This is a genomic window from Enhygromyxa salina (assembly GCF_000737335.2).
Taxonomy (GTDB): Bacteria; Myxococcota_A; Polyangia; order Nannocystales; family Nannocystaceae; genus Plesiocystis; species Plesiocystis salina_C.
Genome location: NZ_JMCC02000117.1, coordinates 1 through 15,527, shown reverse-complemented (window position 1 = coordinate 15,527; position 15,527 = coordinate 1). Strand labels below are relative to the sequence as shown.

The 15,527-nt window shown below is 68.1% G+C and carries 8 protein-coding genes; 5 read left to right on the top strand and 3 right to left on the bottom strand.

Annotation, left to right across the window (positions count from 1 at the left end; genetic code table 11):
• The first annotated feature begins 74 nt into the window (after positions 1 to 74).
• Positions 75 to 2,324 (top strand): type VI secretion system Vgr family protein, encoded by a 2,250-nt coding sequence (locus DB30_RS33845; RefSeq protein WP_052556922.1) that lies wholly within the window; start codon positions 75 to 77, stop codon positions 2,322 to 2,324.
• Between the two features lie 477 nt (positions 2,325 to 2,801).
• Here DB30_RS33845 and DB30_RS33840 read toward each other — a convergent pair whose 3' ends face one another.
• Positions 2,802 to 3,563, bottom strand: a complete 762-nt coding sequence (locus tag DB30_RS33840) for a hypothetical protein (RefSeq protein WP_052556920.1) — start codon at positions 3,561 to 3,563, stop codon at positions 2,802 to 2,804.
• A 141-nt stretch (positions 3,564 to 3,704) separates the two neighbouring features.
• Entirely contained in the window at positions 3,705 to 4,142 is a 438-nt protein-coding gene (locus tag DB30_RS33835) for an MAPEG family protein (protein WP_052556917.1), read from the bottom strand.
• Positions 4,143 to 4,200: 58 nt separating this feature from the next.
• Here DB30_RS33835 and DB30_RS33830 point away from each other — a divergent pair, with 58 nt between their 5' ends.
• Positions 4,201 to 6,663, top strand: a complete 2,463-nt coding sequence (locus DB30_RS33830; RefSeq protein WP_240480394.1) for a helicase-related protein — start codon at positions 4,201 to 4,203, stop codon at positions 6,661 to 6,663.
• Positions 6,664 to 6,752: 89 nt separating this feature from the next.
• Positions 6,753 to 8,207, top strand: coding sequence for a catalase (locus DB30_RS33825; RefSeq protein WP_052556916.1), 1,455 nt, complete (start codon positions 6,753 to 6,755; stop codon positions 8,205 to 8,207).
• Between the two features lies 1 nt (position 8,208).
• On the opposite strand, the gene DB30_RS33820 is transcribed toward DB30_RS33825, so the two are convergent.
• Entirely contained in the window at positions 8,209 to 9,132 is a 924-nt protein-coding gene (locus DB30_RS33820; protein WP_052556913.1) for a LysR substrate-binding domain-containing protein, read from the bottom strand.
• Between the two features lie 229 nt (positions 9,133 to 9,361).
• Between DB30_RS33820 and DB30_RS33815 the strand changes: the two genes are divergently transcribed.
• A complete protein-coding gene (locus tag DB30_RS33815) occupies positions 9,362 to 11,029 on the top strand; it encodes a sacsin N-terminal ATP-binding-like domain-containing protein (RefSeq protein ID WP_052556912.1) in 1,668 nt (555 codons plus the stop codon).
• Positions 11,026 to 15,527: hypothetical protein (locus DB30_RS33810; RefSeq protein WP_146661831.1), on the top strand; the 4,502-nt coding region annotated here is incomplete at its 3' end. The genes DB30_RS33815 and DB30_RS33810, both read left to right, overlap by 4 nt.

The window sequence follows — 15,527 nt, the reverse complement described above, 5'->3', positions numbered from 1 at the left end:
ACTGGCCACGAAGCATTACTTGTATGATTCTCCGAGGATGCCAGATGATCGCAACAATATCGCAAGTCGAATACATGGTTAGCTTCCAAGGTGGACCCGAGGCAGCATGGCAGCTGCTGTCTTACGAGTTCACCGAGGCGCTCAACGGACGATCCGAGCTGACACTCGAGCTCGCGGCGGAGACCCTGCCCGAACTCGGAGAGCTGCTCGGTTCGAGCGTCGAGCTTTCAATGCAACGACCGGGGGCCCTGGGCCGCTCCGTCTATGCGGTGGTGCTCGGCGTTGACTTTCGTGGTCACGCCGAGCACCGCGGCCTGGTCCGGGTGCACGGTGTCTCGGCCTTCGAGCTGGCCGAGTATCGCCGCCACTCGCGGATATGGCAGGAGACCTCTGTCATCGACATCGTCACCGAGGTGCTCGACGCTGCGCTCGGTGACTACGGCCGGACGCTGCGCTGCGACGTGCACTCGCGCGGCACGAGCCCGCGCCGCTACTGTGTTCAATATCGGGAGTCCGACTACGACTTCGTACGCCGGCTACTGGAGGAGGAGGGGATCAACTACTATTGGAATCATGATCTGGGCGCGGGTCACGAGGTCCTGGTCTTGTGTGAAACCAACGATCAGTACCCGGCCGCCGAGAATGTCGACGGGGGGCCGAATTTTCCGCTTATCACTGGATCGCCGGAACTGACCGAATTCGAGTCGCTGCAGGGCCTCGAGTGGTCACAGCGCCTGACGAGCACCAAGGTGTTACGGCGTGACTACGACTGGCGACACCCCACCGAGCTGTTGACCACAGCACATGGCGAGGGCGACCCGAAGGGGATCATTCGCCAGGTCTACAGCCACAGTCACCGCCGCTTCGAACAAGACGATCTCGAGCTGCGCAGCGTCGATCTCAGCGAGGCCCTGGCGCAACCGGGCAACATGGCGTGGGGTCAGAGCAACGCCGTCGGGCTCCGTCCGGGACTGAGGTTCACGACCGACGCCCACAGCGCCGACGGCGTTCCGCACGATTATATCGTGCTCGAGGTGAGACACCACGGTGGGCCCGGCTACGCCGGGTCTTTGGGCACCAACTCCGCCATCTACACCAACGAATTCCAGTGCGTGCCCTTCGAGCGGCCGATCCGACCGCTCCTCCACACGCCCAAGCCCTACACACGCGGTCCACAGACCGCGACCGTCGTCGGTGATGGGGAGATCCACACCGATGAGTACGGACGGATCCAGGTCCAGTTCCACTGGCAGGAGGAGCCGAGCTACGCTGCCGATGCCTCGTGCTGGGTCCGCTGCGCACAAAGCTGGGCCGCCGGGGGCTGGGGGGCGCAGTTCATCCCGCGGGTCGGCATGGAGGTCGTCGTCGAGTTCCTCGATGGCAACCCGGATCGGCCGCTGGTCACCGGTTGCGTCTACAACGGCGCGCACGAGCCTCCGTTCTCGCTGCCCGACAACGTGACCCAGAGCGGCTGGCGCACCAACTCCTCACCGGGCGGCAGCGGCAGCAACGAGCTGCGCTTCGAAGATGCTGCTGGCGCCGAGGAGATTTACATCCACGGCCAAAAAGACTGGCTCGTCGAGATCAACAACGATACCTCCAAGAGCACCGGCAACGACGAGATATTGAGCGTCGGCCGTGATCGTAGCAAGACCGTTGGCAACAACCAGTCAGAGGACGTCGGCGTCGACAAGACGATCTGTGTCGGCTCCAACCACAGGGAGACGATCGGCGCAGCCATGAGCCTCGACGTGGGGACGGATCAGACCGTGACGATCGGCGTCAACCAGACGATCGGCGTCGGTGCGGACCTGAGCGAGACGGTGGGGGCCAACATGACGCAGGCAATTGGCGCGAACGCGTCACAGACAGTCGGCGCGGCCAAAAGCACCACTGTCACCGGGCTCATGTCGGTGACGGTTGGCGGCATGTTCAATACGATGGTCGGCGGGCTCATGTCGCAGGAGATAGGTGGCTTGAAGACCGTGGCAGTGGGTGGGATGAGCACCGAGACCGTGGTCGGCAACTATGGGCTGAGCGCCGCCAACATCTCTGGGTCTGCACGGACCAACGTGGGCCTCGATGCCGGGTCGAACTTCAGCGCGCAGGCTGGCTCGAACGTCGACCTGGCCTCTGGCGCGGCCTTCAATGCCAACGCGGGCAGCACGTTGATCCTGACCGCCGCCGACAAGATCGAGCTCAAGTGTGGATCGTCGAGTCTCACGCTCGAGAGTGGGGGCAAGATCGTCCTCAAGGGCAGCAAGGTGACCGTCGAAGGCTCGAGTTCATTGGTCTGCAAGGCCAAGAAGATCCACCAAAACTGATGGGAGTCGGACGTTCTGGCTCACCATAAATATTGAGACCTCCGCGAGCGCGTCGGAGGCCAGACCCGATCAGGTGTGCCCCTACGCCGAGTCGCGTCGTCGGTGGGCGGACTGGCATTCACAGGTCGATGCGAGTACATTTCGTGGCAGAACTGAGCGGCCGAGCGACGAGTCTACCTCTCGACGGCGCCGTCGCCAGTCCATCCCGCGGCCCGAGCGACGACGCGTTCTGTGCAAGGATCACGCCCTTGCCTGTCCGCACCCCGCCACCGCTCAGCCGACAAGAACCGGTGCTGCCCTTGTGCTGTGACTCGGCTGCAGCAGGCTCCACCCCCGAACCCGCCGGGACCACACGGTATGAAGAAGCCCAACGATCACGGCGGGATGCGGGCCAAGGCCGCGCCATCATTGCGAAACTTCCCCAACCCGCCGAAGGGCTAGCAGCCCCTCGCGCAGCTCCACCGCCTTCTTAGCTAGCTAGCCTTCCAGGCAATTATCAAACGTGGTCTTGCACGCCGCGAGCTCCTCCGGCCCGTCGGCACAGGCCGCGCACAGATCGTGCTGCCCAAGGCACGCGAGCACCAGCTCGTCATCGTAATTGGGCAGGCACAGCTCGACGTCAAACTCCCCAATGCAACCGTCGAACATGCCCTCGCAGACAAACACATCCTCGGCCGTGGTCGCCTGCTCCGCGCAGTTGGCATAGCCACTCACGCACGCGTCGAGCTGATCTTGCGGGCAGCCGGGCTCCTCGCAGCTCTCGCACGGACCCGGATCGACACAATTGTCGAATAGCGCGTTGCAGGCCTCGACGTCCTGGATCGTCTCGGCGAGATCGATACACGAGGCGTGGATCTCGAAGCACGCGGGATCGGGCCCATCGCCGTCGCCGTCGCCATCCCCGTCGCCGCCGTCATCGTCGTGCGGAGGCGGATCCCCGTCGCCGTCGTCCGGTTCGTCGGTGTCCCCATCCCCAGAGTCCCCGGAGTCGCCCGAGCTACCCGAACTACCCGAGTCGTGCCCATCGTCGCCATAGCCGTGCTCGCGGTCGCAAGCCTCGAGGCAGGTGTCGAGCAGGGCGTCGCAGACGGCGATGTCGCCGGGCCCGTCGATGTCATCCATGCAGTCGCCGTACTCGTCGTAGCACTCCTCGACGCCGTCGGACCAGTTGCCGTCGCCAACGGTGATCGTGCAGGCACCCACAACCCCCGCGAGCAGGCCCAGCGCGCCCAATCGCATGGGATACCGCAAGGAGGATCCGGGCTGAGGGCGCAAAGAAAGGGAAGAGAGGAGTTGGATGAAGTCAGACATTGCGCTCCTCCAACACCGGCCAAGCGACAAGGCGTCACCGCGACCCCCAATTTTTTGTCTGGACCCCGATCAGGCCAGCAGCTGCCAGACCAGCGCCCCCATGAAGTAGGCCAGCACCGCGTACCCGGTCCCTGTAGAGATCAACACCTGCGCGCGGATGCCCCGACCCAGGCGCCGGCCAAGCACCAAGGGATACAGGGCCCGGGCCGCGACGTAGAGGCCGCCAGCGATCGTCGCGCCGCCGGGCCCCACGAACACTGCGTTGAGCCAGAACAAGGCCAGAAACGGCGGCATGTGCTCGAGCATGTTGAGCTGGGTTCGGTCGGCCGCCAGCATTTCGCGATCTTGGCTAAAGTAGCGATCGAATTTCTCGCCGCGGGCGAGGTACTCGCGCCCAAGCCTGGTCTTGACCTGCAGCTGGCGGATCTGAAACGCGTAGTAGAGCGCCAGGTAGATCAGCGTGACGACGATGGGCCCGGTCTGATCGGCGATGTCGAGAGCGTGCATGCGGTGACCATAGAACGTCCGCCCCCCGCGCACAGCGAGTCTGGACTACCTTGCGGTCATGCACGGCCACGGCATCACACCCGGGATCCCCGGCGTGGGCGTGGTCGCTACGTTGGGGCCCACCAACACCGGCAAGACCCATCGGGCGATCGAGCGGATGCTGGAGCACCGGACCGGCATGATCGGGCTGCCGCTGCGGCTGCTGGCGCGCGAGGTCTATGATCGCGTCAGCGCGCGGGTCGGCGAGTCCCGGGTCGCGCTGGTCACCGGCGAAGAAAAGCGGATCCCGGCGCGACCGGACTACTGGGTGTGCACGGTCGAGTCGATGCCCGTCGAGCGCGAGGTTGATTTCTTGGCGGTCGACGAGATCCAGCTCGCGGCCCACCGCCAGCGCGGCCACGTGTTCACGGATCGCCTGCTCCACGCCCGGGGCACCCGCGAGACCTGGTTCATGGGCGCCGAGACCATCAGACCGATCATCGAGCAGCTGGTCCCGACCGCGACGATCGATCGACACCCACGGCTCAGCCAGCTGCGGGGCGCGGGCTGCATGTCGCTGGGCGCCCTGCCCCCGCGGACCGCGATCGTGGCGTTCTCGACCAACGAGGTCTACGAGCTCGCCGAGCGCCTGCGCCAGCGCAGGGGCGGGGCGGCGGTTGTGCTGGGGGCCCTGTCACCGCGCACGCGCAACGCCCAGGTCGCCCTGTATCAAGCGGGCGAGGTCGACTACATGGTTGCGACCGACGCGATCGGGATGGGCCTGAACATGGACGTTGACATGGTCGCGTTCGCTTCGCTGCGCAAGTACGACGGGCACGAGCTGCGCGAGCTCGAGCCGGCGGAGCTGGCCCAGATCGCCGGCCGGGCGGGGCGCGCCCACAACGACGGCCAATTCTGCACGCTCGCGCCGCTGCCCGCGTTGGGGGCTCAGCTCGTCGACGCGATCGAGACCCACCGCTTCGCCAACGTGAGCCGGGTGGTGTGGCGGACGACGGCCTCGCAATTGGACTTCCGCTCGGTCGAGGCGCTGATCGCCTCGCTCAAGCAACGGCCGCCGCGCAAGCTGCTCGAGCTGGTTCGCCAAGCCGAGGACTTTGACACGCTGGTTCAGCTCGCTGCGCGCGAGCAGATCCAGGCCCGCGCCAAGGGCCGGGCCGCCGTCGAGCTGCTGTGGGAGGTGTGCCAGATCCCCGACTTTCGCAAGCTCGCGCTCGATGGCCACGTCGACCTGCTGACCCAGATCTACGTGCAGCTGACCAGCCCGCGCGGGCGCCTGGACCCGGATTGGATGAACCAACGGATCGCGCGGATCGACGACACCGACGGCGACATTCATGTGCTGATGGGGCGGATCGCGTTCGTGCGAACGTGGACCTACGTCAGCAATCACCGGGCCTGGATCGTGGACGCCGAGCACTGGCAGGGGCGCACGCGGGCGGTCGAGGATCGGCTCAGCGACGCGCTGCACGAGCGCTTGGTCGCCCGCTTCGTCGAACGCGAGTCGCGTCGCGGGCCGCCTGCCCACCAAAGCCCCCGCCAGCCGCGGCAACCCAAGCAACCCAAGCGGCGGCCGGTCAGCATCGACCGCGAGGCCGTGGCCGCGGGGCCCTTCGCCAAGCTGCTCGAGGTCGAGCTCGCGCCCGAGCTGCGAGCCGGCGAGCGCGACGACGCGTGGGTCCAAGCGTTGGTCGAGGCGCCGCACGAGCGCTTTGTCGTCGATGATCGGGGCACGATCCGCGACGGCGCGCTCGAGCTTGGCCACCTCGTTCGCGGCGTGGATCTGGTCCGGCCCGAGGTCGCGCTGACGATCGGTGAGGCGCTTGGCGCTGGGGCCCGGGCCCGGATCCAACGGCGGTTGATCGCCTGGGCCCGCGACCTCGTCAACGAGCTGCTCGCCCCCTTGCGCCAGCCCGCCGTCGACAAGCTGTCGAGCGACGCCCGCGGGCTGATCTACCAGCTCGAGCAGGGCCTGGGCACGATCCACCGCGACGCCGCGAAGCCGCAGCTGCAGCGCCTGGCCGGGCGCGATCACAACCTGCTCACCAGGCTTGGCGTGCGCATGGGGGCGCGGATGATCTGGCTGCCCAAGCTGCTGCGTGGCGACGCCCCGCGGGTCCGGGCCCTGTTGATCGACGCCGCGCTGCCCCGCGGTGTGCGAGTCGACGTGCCCGCGCCCAAGGCCGTCGCGCTGGTGCCCAACCCCGAGGTTGATCCGAACGCCTACACGGCCCTGGGCTTCCCGGTGTTTGGGACCCGGGCGCTGCGGGCCGACATCGTCGAGCGGGTTGACGCCTCGCTGCGCGAGCTGGCGCGAGCGGCCGCCGACGCGGGCGAGCCCGGCTTCGAGTTGCCAACCAGCTTGGCCGGGCAGGCCGGGGTTCCGGTCGACGAGCTGCCCGCGCTCGCGCGGGCGCTTGGCTGCGTCGAGCACGACGGACGCTGGCGTGGGCCGACCGAGCTGGCCAGCGCGCCGGCGCGCGCGAGCCGGCGAAAACGCAAGCACCGTCGCCGCTCCGACTAGCTCGTGCATGTGATAGCCACAGGCTATCACCTCATATCAAACGTTGTATTGGTCCTGTCAGTCGGGCGCGCCTAGGTTGGATCACCGACATGAGCACGCAACCCAAATTGACCACCACCGCCGGCGCCCCGATCTCCGACAACCAAAACAGCCTGTCCGCCGGCCCCCGCGGCCCGCTGTTGATGCAGGACTACCAGCTGCTCGAGAAGCTGGCCCATCAAAACCGCGAGCGGATCCCCGAGCGAGTCGTGCACGCCAAGGGCTGGGGCGCGCGCGGGACCTTCACGGTCACCCACGACATCACGCGCTACACCAAGGCCAAGCTGTTCGCCAAGGTTGGTGAACAGACGCCGATCTTGGCCCGGTTCTCGACCGTCGCTGGCGAGCAAGGAGCCGCCGACGCCGAGCGTGACGTTCGCGGGTTCTCGCTCAAGTTCTACACCCAGGAGGGCAACTGGGATCTGGTCGGCAACAACACCCCGGTGTTCTTCATCCGCGACCCGCTCAAATTCCCCGACTTCATCCACACCCAGAAGCGTCACCCAAAGACCAACCTGCGCAACACCACCGCGATGTGGGACTTTTGGTCGCTGTCACCCGAGAGCCTGCACCAAGTCACGATCTTGTTCTCGGATCGCGGGATCCCAACCAGCCCGCGATTCATGAACGGCTACGGCTCGCACACCTTCTCGCTGATCAGCGCAGCTGGTGAGCGGCACTGGGTCAAGTTCCACTTCAAGACCCAGCAAGGCCACCAACACCTGACCAACCGCGAGTCCGAGCAGGTGATCGGCAAGAGCCGCGAGAGCTACCAGGAGGATCTGTTTGGTGCGATCGAGCGCAGCGAGTTCCCGCGCTGGGATCTGAAGATCCAGGTCATGCCCGAGGCCGACGCCGCCACCACACCCTACAACCCGTTTGATCTGACCAAGGTCTGGCCCCACGCGGACTATCCCTTGATCGACGTTGGCGTGCTGCAGCTCGACCGCAACCTCGACAACTACTTTGCCGAGGCCGAGCAGGCCGCGTTCTCGCCCTCGAACATCGTCCCAGGGATCGGGTTCTCGCCCGACAAGGTGCTGCAGGCTCGGATCTTTGCCTACGCCGACGCCCACCGCTATCGGCTTGGCACCCACTACGAGGCGCTGCCCGTCAACGCGCCAAAGTGTCCTGTTCACCACTATCACAAGGACGGCGCGATGCGCTTCTTCGAGGCCAAGACCGGCAACCCGGACGCCTACTATGAGCCCAATAGCTTCGGCGGGGCGACCCAGGATCACGCCCACGACGAGCCCCCGCTGGCGCTCGAAGGGGCTGGCGCGCGGCATGATCACCGGGCGGGCAACAACGACTACTCGCAAGCCGGCGACCTGTTTCGGCTGTTCGACGCCGAGCAAAAGCAGCGCCTGTTCATGAACATCGCCGAGGCGATGGTCGGCGTGCCCAAGCCGATCATCGACCGCCAGCTCGCGCACTTTGGCCACGCAGATCCGGCCTACGCCGAAGGCGTGCAGGCGGCGCTGGCCCAGCTCGCGCAGCGTTAGGTCAGCCGCCGCGGGTCGCTACCGCGAGCGCCCGCCGGGCCGGATCCGCCAGCTCGCGCAGCGAGTCCGCCAACGCCGAGCCCCGCCGCCACGCGAACACGATCGTTCGCCGCGGCGCGGGCCGGCGGAATTTTCGGATCACCAGCTGCGCCCGGCGGTTCTCGACCTCGACCGCGAGCGAGGGAAGGATCGTCACGCCGTCGCCGCTGCCGGTGAGCTGGACCAAGGTCGTCAAGCTCGTGGCCCGAAACTCCTGCTGCTCGGCCCCCGTGGCTGCGCACAGATCCGCGGCCTGCTCGCGAAAACAGTGGCCGTCATCGAGCAGGTACACCTTCGCGTCCGCGAGCGTCTCGAGCGTCACCGCGCTGCGTCGGGCCGCCAACGCGTGCCCGCGCGGGGCCGCCAACACGAAGGGATCCTCGCCAACCTTCGCGTACTCGAGCTCGCCGATCTCGGCCTCGAGGGCCAGCAGCGCCACGTCGAGATCGCCCGCGCCCAGCATGCCTACCAGGGTCTCGGTCTTGTCCTCGGTCCACTGCAAGCGCAGCTTGGGAAACGCCTCGCGCAGAGCCGGGTCGAGGTCCGGCAGCAAGTACGGCCCGATCGTCGGAATCACCCCGACGCGCAGCAAGCCCGCGAGCGGATCGGCGTGTCGGGTGGCGATGTCGACGACGTCGTCAGCCGCGAGCAGCAACGCGCGGGCCCGAGGGATCACCGCCTCACCCGCCCGCGTCAACAGCACACCGCGACGGTCTCGCTCGAACAGCTGAACCTCGAGCATGCGCTCGAGCTCGGCGATCTGGGCGCTCAGCGACGGCTGCGAGACATGACAGAGGGCCGCCGCCTTTCGAAAGCTGCGCTGCTCCGCCACGGCGCACGCGTACTGCAGCTGCCGGAGCGTGATCGGGAGCGAGGCGAATCGCATGCCTGCAGACGTACCCCACCGCGACGCGGCGGGCGATGTCGCAGCCGTCCGCTGCCCCGTCGGCCGGCATGCCGATCAGCCTGAATTCACGACTCCAGGCCCATCTGGGGCCGCTCCTGCCGTTGTCGTTCGGGGCTCGCAGTATGCCGGTCGCCCGAACCAGAGACAGTCCGGCGAGCAGGCGAGAACGCTCGCCCGAGCGGGTCACAATGCTATCCTCGCGGAGCCCGTGGCTCAGCCCGAACCACTGTCCGTCGACGACGCGCTCGATCGCCTCGTCAACCAGTTCTCGGACGCGATGGCCTGCTTCCGCGAGCTGATCCAAAACGCGCTGGACGCAGGCTCGGACGAGGTCGAGGTGTGGTTCGAGTACGAGCGCGGGATGATGACGATCCACGTCGACGACTGGGGTGCGGGCATGAACCGCGAGATCATCGACACCCGGCTCACGCGGCTGTTCTCGTCGACCAAAGACGGGGACATGACCAAGATCGGCAAGTTCGGGATCGGCTTCGTCTCGGTGTTTGCGATCCAGCCGGCCGCGGTCTCGATCGACACCTCGCGCGACGGCGAGCACTGGCGCGTGGTGTTTGACGAGCAGCGCCGGTTCTCGCTGATCCGCCGGGATCAGCCCGTCGAGGGCACCAAGATCTCGATCTTCAAGCCAGCCACCAAGGCCGAGTACGCGGCGTTCCGCGCCCGCGCGGCCGAGGTCGTGCGCTATTGGTGCAAGCACGTTGGCGGTGAGGTTCGCGTCGACGGCGAGCTGATCAACGAAGCGATCGATCTGAGCGCGCCCTGCAAGGTCCGCCGCGAGCAAGACAACGAGATCATCGTCGTCGGCCACCCGCTCGACGGCCAGGGCTTCGCGGGCTTCTACAACCGCGGCCTGACCCTGGTCGAAGACGGGCTGGATCAGGCGATCCCCGGGATCGCGTTCAAAGCCTCGTCGGCCAAGCTCGAGCACACCCTCACCCGCGACGACGTGATCCGCGACGCTCGCTTCGACAAATTGATGGCCGCCGTCAACGAGCTGATCGCGGGCGAGCTGTGCGAGCAGGTGTTCGCCAAGCTCGACGCGGCGATCCGCGAGCACGGTCCCGAGCAAGGGCCCGACCACGGGCCCGACCACGGGCCCGACCACGGGCCCGAGCACGGGCCCGACCAGGATCACGCGTGGCTCGAGCACTTGTGGGCCGCCGCGCGATTTCACGAACAGGCCAAGCACGCCGTCCCCGAGCCGCCCAACTCCGCTTTGTTTCGCAGCCCCAGCGGGGCGTGGGTCGGGTGGCAACCGCTGCGCAGGCCCAAGCGACGCGAGGTCATCGTGGCCCGGGTCGCGAGCCCGCTGACCGAGCTGCTCGAGCGTGACGGCGCGACGCTGGTGCTGCTGCCCAAGGACTGTGAGCGCGGTGCGGCGTTGCTAGAAGCGATCGCGCCCCGGGTCACCCACGTCACGCGCTGGTGCACCGCGCTGCCGCCGAACAACACCGACGAGGCCACGCGCTGGCAGGTACTCGCCTCGCAGGTCGCCCGGCTGCTCGACGCGTGGGGGGCCAAGCTTGGCGGGGTGCGCCTGGGTCACCTCGACTACCCCGACTCCGCCGTCGCCGATCGCGTGGCGATCACCCAGGCGGAGTTTGGCGAAGCCACGCTGGTCGACGACGCTGGCGAGCTTGGCACCGGGCTGCTCTCGAGCCGGCGCGTCGTCGTGCTCAACGCCGACCACCCCAGCATCCGCACGATCGCCGGGCTCGCCCAGTCCGAACCCGAGCTCGCCGCGTATCTCGCGGTCAAGGCCTTCTTCTTGGGCACCCGGCTCGACGCCAAGATCGACGAGGCGCTCGCGGTGCTCACCCACGATCACCGGTTGTTGCGGCGAGGTGTCCAAGCATGAGCAGTCTCGTCGAGCAGCTGATGTCCGAGGGGCAGCTCGAGGCCAAGGGCGGGTTCACGATCGATCCCGAGAAGGCCCGCGAGAAGCTGCGCCAGTATCAGCTCGCGGATCCCCACTGCTACGTGCTGTTGCTGGTCGAGGCCGCGTCCACCAGCGGCGCGCGCCAGCTCGAGTTCGAGATTGACAGCGATGATCTGCACCTGCGCTTCGAGGGCGCGGTGTTCAGCTACGAGCAGCTCGAGAACATCTATGGGTCGTTGTTCGCTAGCGCCGAGGCGACAGACCTGGTCGAGGAGCTGCAGCGCCTGCGTGGGCTACAGCAGCTCGCGTTCGCCCTCAACTCGGCGATGGCGCTCAACCCAAAGTTTGCGCGAGTCGTGAGCGTGGCGGCCGACGGCACCGGGACCGCGCTCGAGCTGCGCCCCGATCAGCCCGACGAAGTCTCGCGCGTGACCGGGCAGCCCCCCGGTAACTGGATTCACGTCAAAGATCGGTTCAGGCCCGGGCTGATCGTCGAGTTCTTTCGCAGCCTGGGCGACACCCTGGCCGAGGTCACGCTGCTGCGCGAGCGCTGTCGTTGGTCGCGGATCCCCGTGTTCGTCAACGGCAAGCAGATCTCGGGCCCCATGGAGTTCGCGGGCGAGTCGTGGACACAGGTCGACGTCGTCGACGAGGGCGTCACGATCGGCCGCGCGGCGTTGGGGCTGCTCGCCGACCCCGGCCAGGACACGTTCAACGAGCCCGGCGCCTCGCTGCTGTCCAACGGCGTGTTCATGGAGCGCCGGACGGTCAACTTTCGCGCGGTCCCGGGCTTCGACGCGATCGTCGACAGCCCGCGCTTTGGCAAGGACGTGTCGCAGACCAAGCTGCTCCATGACCCGGGCTACCTCGCGGTCATCGACGCGATCATCCTTGCCCAGGATCAGATGATCCTGCGCCTCGCCGAGCGGCGCGTGGCCGGGGCCGCGCCCGAGTGGGCTGACGAGACCCTGCGCGCGTGGCTGCACAAGCGGGCGCCCGACAAGCTCGGGCGCGCGCTCGCCAAGGACCCTGTGTTCGCTGCCGTCGCCGAGGTCCCGCTGTGGCCGGTGATCGGCGCCGCGCCGATCAGCACCCGCGCGCTGATCGAGTCCAACGAGCCGATCCGCCACGCCAGCGAGGACTTTCCGTTCGCGCCGGTCGACGTGCCCTTCGTGCTGTTCGCTCCCCCAGGCCCGATCGCGGAGCTGCTCGATCAGCTGTTTGGCGCGCAGATGCACGACTACACCAGCGCGCTGCGGCGCGAGGCCGCGCGCCAAGAGAAGCGCCTGGTGTTCATGACACGGCGGCACCTGCCCGAGCTTGGCGACGGCTACCACGTGGTCCGCGAGCCGATCTCGGCCGAGTATCTGGGCCAGGAGCGAGCGGGCCAAGAACCCACAATGATCCGCGGCGAGGTCGGCCTGCGCTCGCTCGGCCACCACGACAGCTGGTTGCGGCTCGTCACCGAGGGCTGCCTGCTGCGAGAGCACGCCCTCGATCGCCCGCTCCCTGGCCTGTGTGCGGTCGTCAGCGCCGACTTCACCCCCAACGACAGCTACGACGACGCCCAACCAACGCCGATGCTCGCGGCGGCGCTGGTGGCCGTGCTCGAGGCGCTCGAGCGCGCGCTCACCAAGCTCGCTGACGGCGGCGCGATCACGGTGCAGCACACCGAGCTGCGGGCGCTGGTGCGAACCTATGTACGAGAGGTCTGCCAGTCGGACTATGGCCTCGCGTTCTTGGCGGCGTTTGGGTTCAAGCGCAAGCAGGCCCAGCGCGAGCTCGCGCGCGGCAAGATCACGCCGATCTGGGCGTTGGGCGAACCAACCGAAGCCCAGCACCCGCTCACACGGGTGCCGCTGTTCCCCAGCGTCGAAGGCCCCCCCCGCTCACTGGCCGAGCTGGCTGCCCAGCACGCACTGGGCAAGCGCATCGCGTGGCTCGAGCCGGGTGCCGACCACGGCGCGGATCCGCTGCCCAAGCTCGATACCGAGGTGCTGTGGCTCGAGAAGGCCGACCGCGAGGTGCTGCGGCAGCTGATCGGCAACGACGTCCTCGATCCCTTCGCCGAGCGGCTGGCGTGGCTGCGCCGCCGCGCGAGCTTTCTCGAGCGCCCCGAGCAGCCGCTGGCGCTGTCCCGGCCAGCCCTGCGCAGCGTCGAGCTGGAGTCCCAACTGCCCCAACAGCGGGGCGAGCTGGGGCTGACCGAGTTCGCGTTCACGGCCGCCAGCGAGGGCCGCACCGCCGTCGACGTCTACCACCGCGGTCGCGCGCTGTGTCGCACCGAGATCACGCTGCCGCTGCCGGGGCTCACGGCCTGGGTCGAGAGTGACGAGCTCGAGGTCGCGCCGAGCTTCGCCGCGCTCGCAGATCCACAGGCGCTGCGGCCGATCTTGCTGCGTGGCCTCGTGGGCCTCATCGAGCGGGAGCTCGACCGCGTGCGCACCAGCCCCCACGCCGTCCAGCGCTGCGAGTGGTGGTGGCTCGCGATGGTCCCGGGTGTAGTGCTTGGCTCGGGTGGGCTCGCCCAGGCCTTCGTGCAGCTGCGTGAGCGGCTCGCCGCCGGGGATGCGGTGATCGAGCTGGGGAGCCTGCTCGAGCTGCTCGAGCAGTATCCGGCGCGTGACATCGACCGGGCGCTGGGACACCTCCGCAGCCGCAAGCAGCTGCCGACCGCCGCCGCCGTGAGCGAGCGACTTGGGCGTGCCTCTCGGCGGCCAACCAGCGCCGAGCAAGATCTCACCGCGCTGCGCCGGGCCTTGCTCCCAACCTTCGCCAAGCTGCTCGAGCTGCGCATGTTTCATCGGCTCGAGGGCGCCGCCACCCGCGGGCGCTCCGCCCGAACGCGGGCCATCACGCTCGATCAGCTCTTCGTTCGGATCGCCGCCGGGCAGCCGATCAGCTTCGTCGGCGAGGACTTCTCGCTCGACTCGCTGCCCGACACCGAGCTCGAGATCCTGAGCCTCGACCCGATCGAGCATCGCCTGCTCACCGCGCTGCTTGGCGGCCAGTCGCTCGAGCAAGTCAGCGACTGGCTGCTCGGTCGCGCTCGCTTCATTCGCCGCCGCACGATCTCGGAGATCCGGGTTGCGCGGGGCTCGACCTTGGTCGCCATCACGATCGACGAACCCGGCGTCCGCGGCGAGCTTGGCGTCTCGATCGAGCCGCCAAAGTCGATCGAGCGCAGCAAGATCCGCGTGTTCACCAATTCCCGCGAGGTCACGCTGCTGGACTTCCCCGCGCGGCCGCTCGCGTTGGTGGGCGCGCTCGAGTTCGACACGCTCGAGCTCAACGCCGCCCACGACGACGTCGCGGCGCCCGAGCGCGACCGGGTCCGCGAGTTCGCCCAGGCCCGGGTCGACGCCTTGATGACCGAGCTCGCCGCTCGCTTTGCGAGCATGAGGGCGCACGACAAACCGACCGCCGCCGAGCTGGTTCGGCACCTGCTGACGCAGTGGCCCCCGGGTGTCGGTGGCTACGACTCCCGCTCCGGCAAGCGCCGCGTGATGTTCCAGCGCCTCGCCGCGCTCCCGGTGTTCGCGGGCGCGCGCAAGCCCTGGTCGGCGGCCGAGCTGGCCGACGCGCGCCAGCTTGGCCCGCTCCCTTACCTTGCCTACCGCCGCCCCAGCCTCGAGCTACCAGAGGGGCCCGTCGTGGTGCTCGACGCCGACGACGTCGAGTCCACGCTCCGCTCCTTGTTTGGTGATCTCCGCGACCTCGAGGCCGAGCTCGCGCGTGCGCGCGAGATCAGCCAGCGCCAAGCCCACGCGCCGCGCATGCCCGAGGGCCCGCCGGACCGCACGATCGCCCAGATCCAGGTTGACGCCGAGGGCCTCGAAGGCTGGCTGTGGTTGGCCAAGGGCGAGGCCCAAGTGATGTTCGGCGAGCACGGCCGGGTCGTCGACAAGCGCGTGATCTCTGACCTGTGTTGGTGCGCGGGCATGATCTCGGGCCCCGGGTTGGCGATCTCCGAGGACTGGACCCACGCCATCATTCCGCGCGCGCAAGAGCGGCTGCTCGATCGCTTGGCCTGCGATCTGTGGGGCCAGGCGATCGAGCAGTTCGAGCGCCGCAGCGAGGCCGGGATGCCAAAGAATCGCAGCAAGCGCGCAAGGTTCATCGAGCTGCGCGACGCGCTGCATGGCCTGTTCATGCGGCTCCACGAGCGCTACGGACAGTCGGAGTCCCGGCGCAGTCGCAAGCGCAAGAAGCAGCGCAAGCGAAGCGGCGGCGACCGCTACGACCAGCTCTACAAGCGGCTGTGCAGCGCGCCGCTGCTGCAGCTCAGCACCGGCCGCTGGATCAGCGCCGAGGTGGCCGAGCGCGAGCGACCGATCGAGCTGGCGTCGCTGAACCTGTGGACGGGGCCCTCGGCCGAGGAGCTCGCCCACCAGCAAGCCATCGCGCAGCGCGAGGCCGAGCGCGCGCGTGAACAGGCCCGCGAGCGCGCCCGTGAACGGAAGCTCGAGCAGAACCA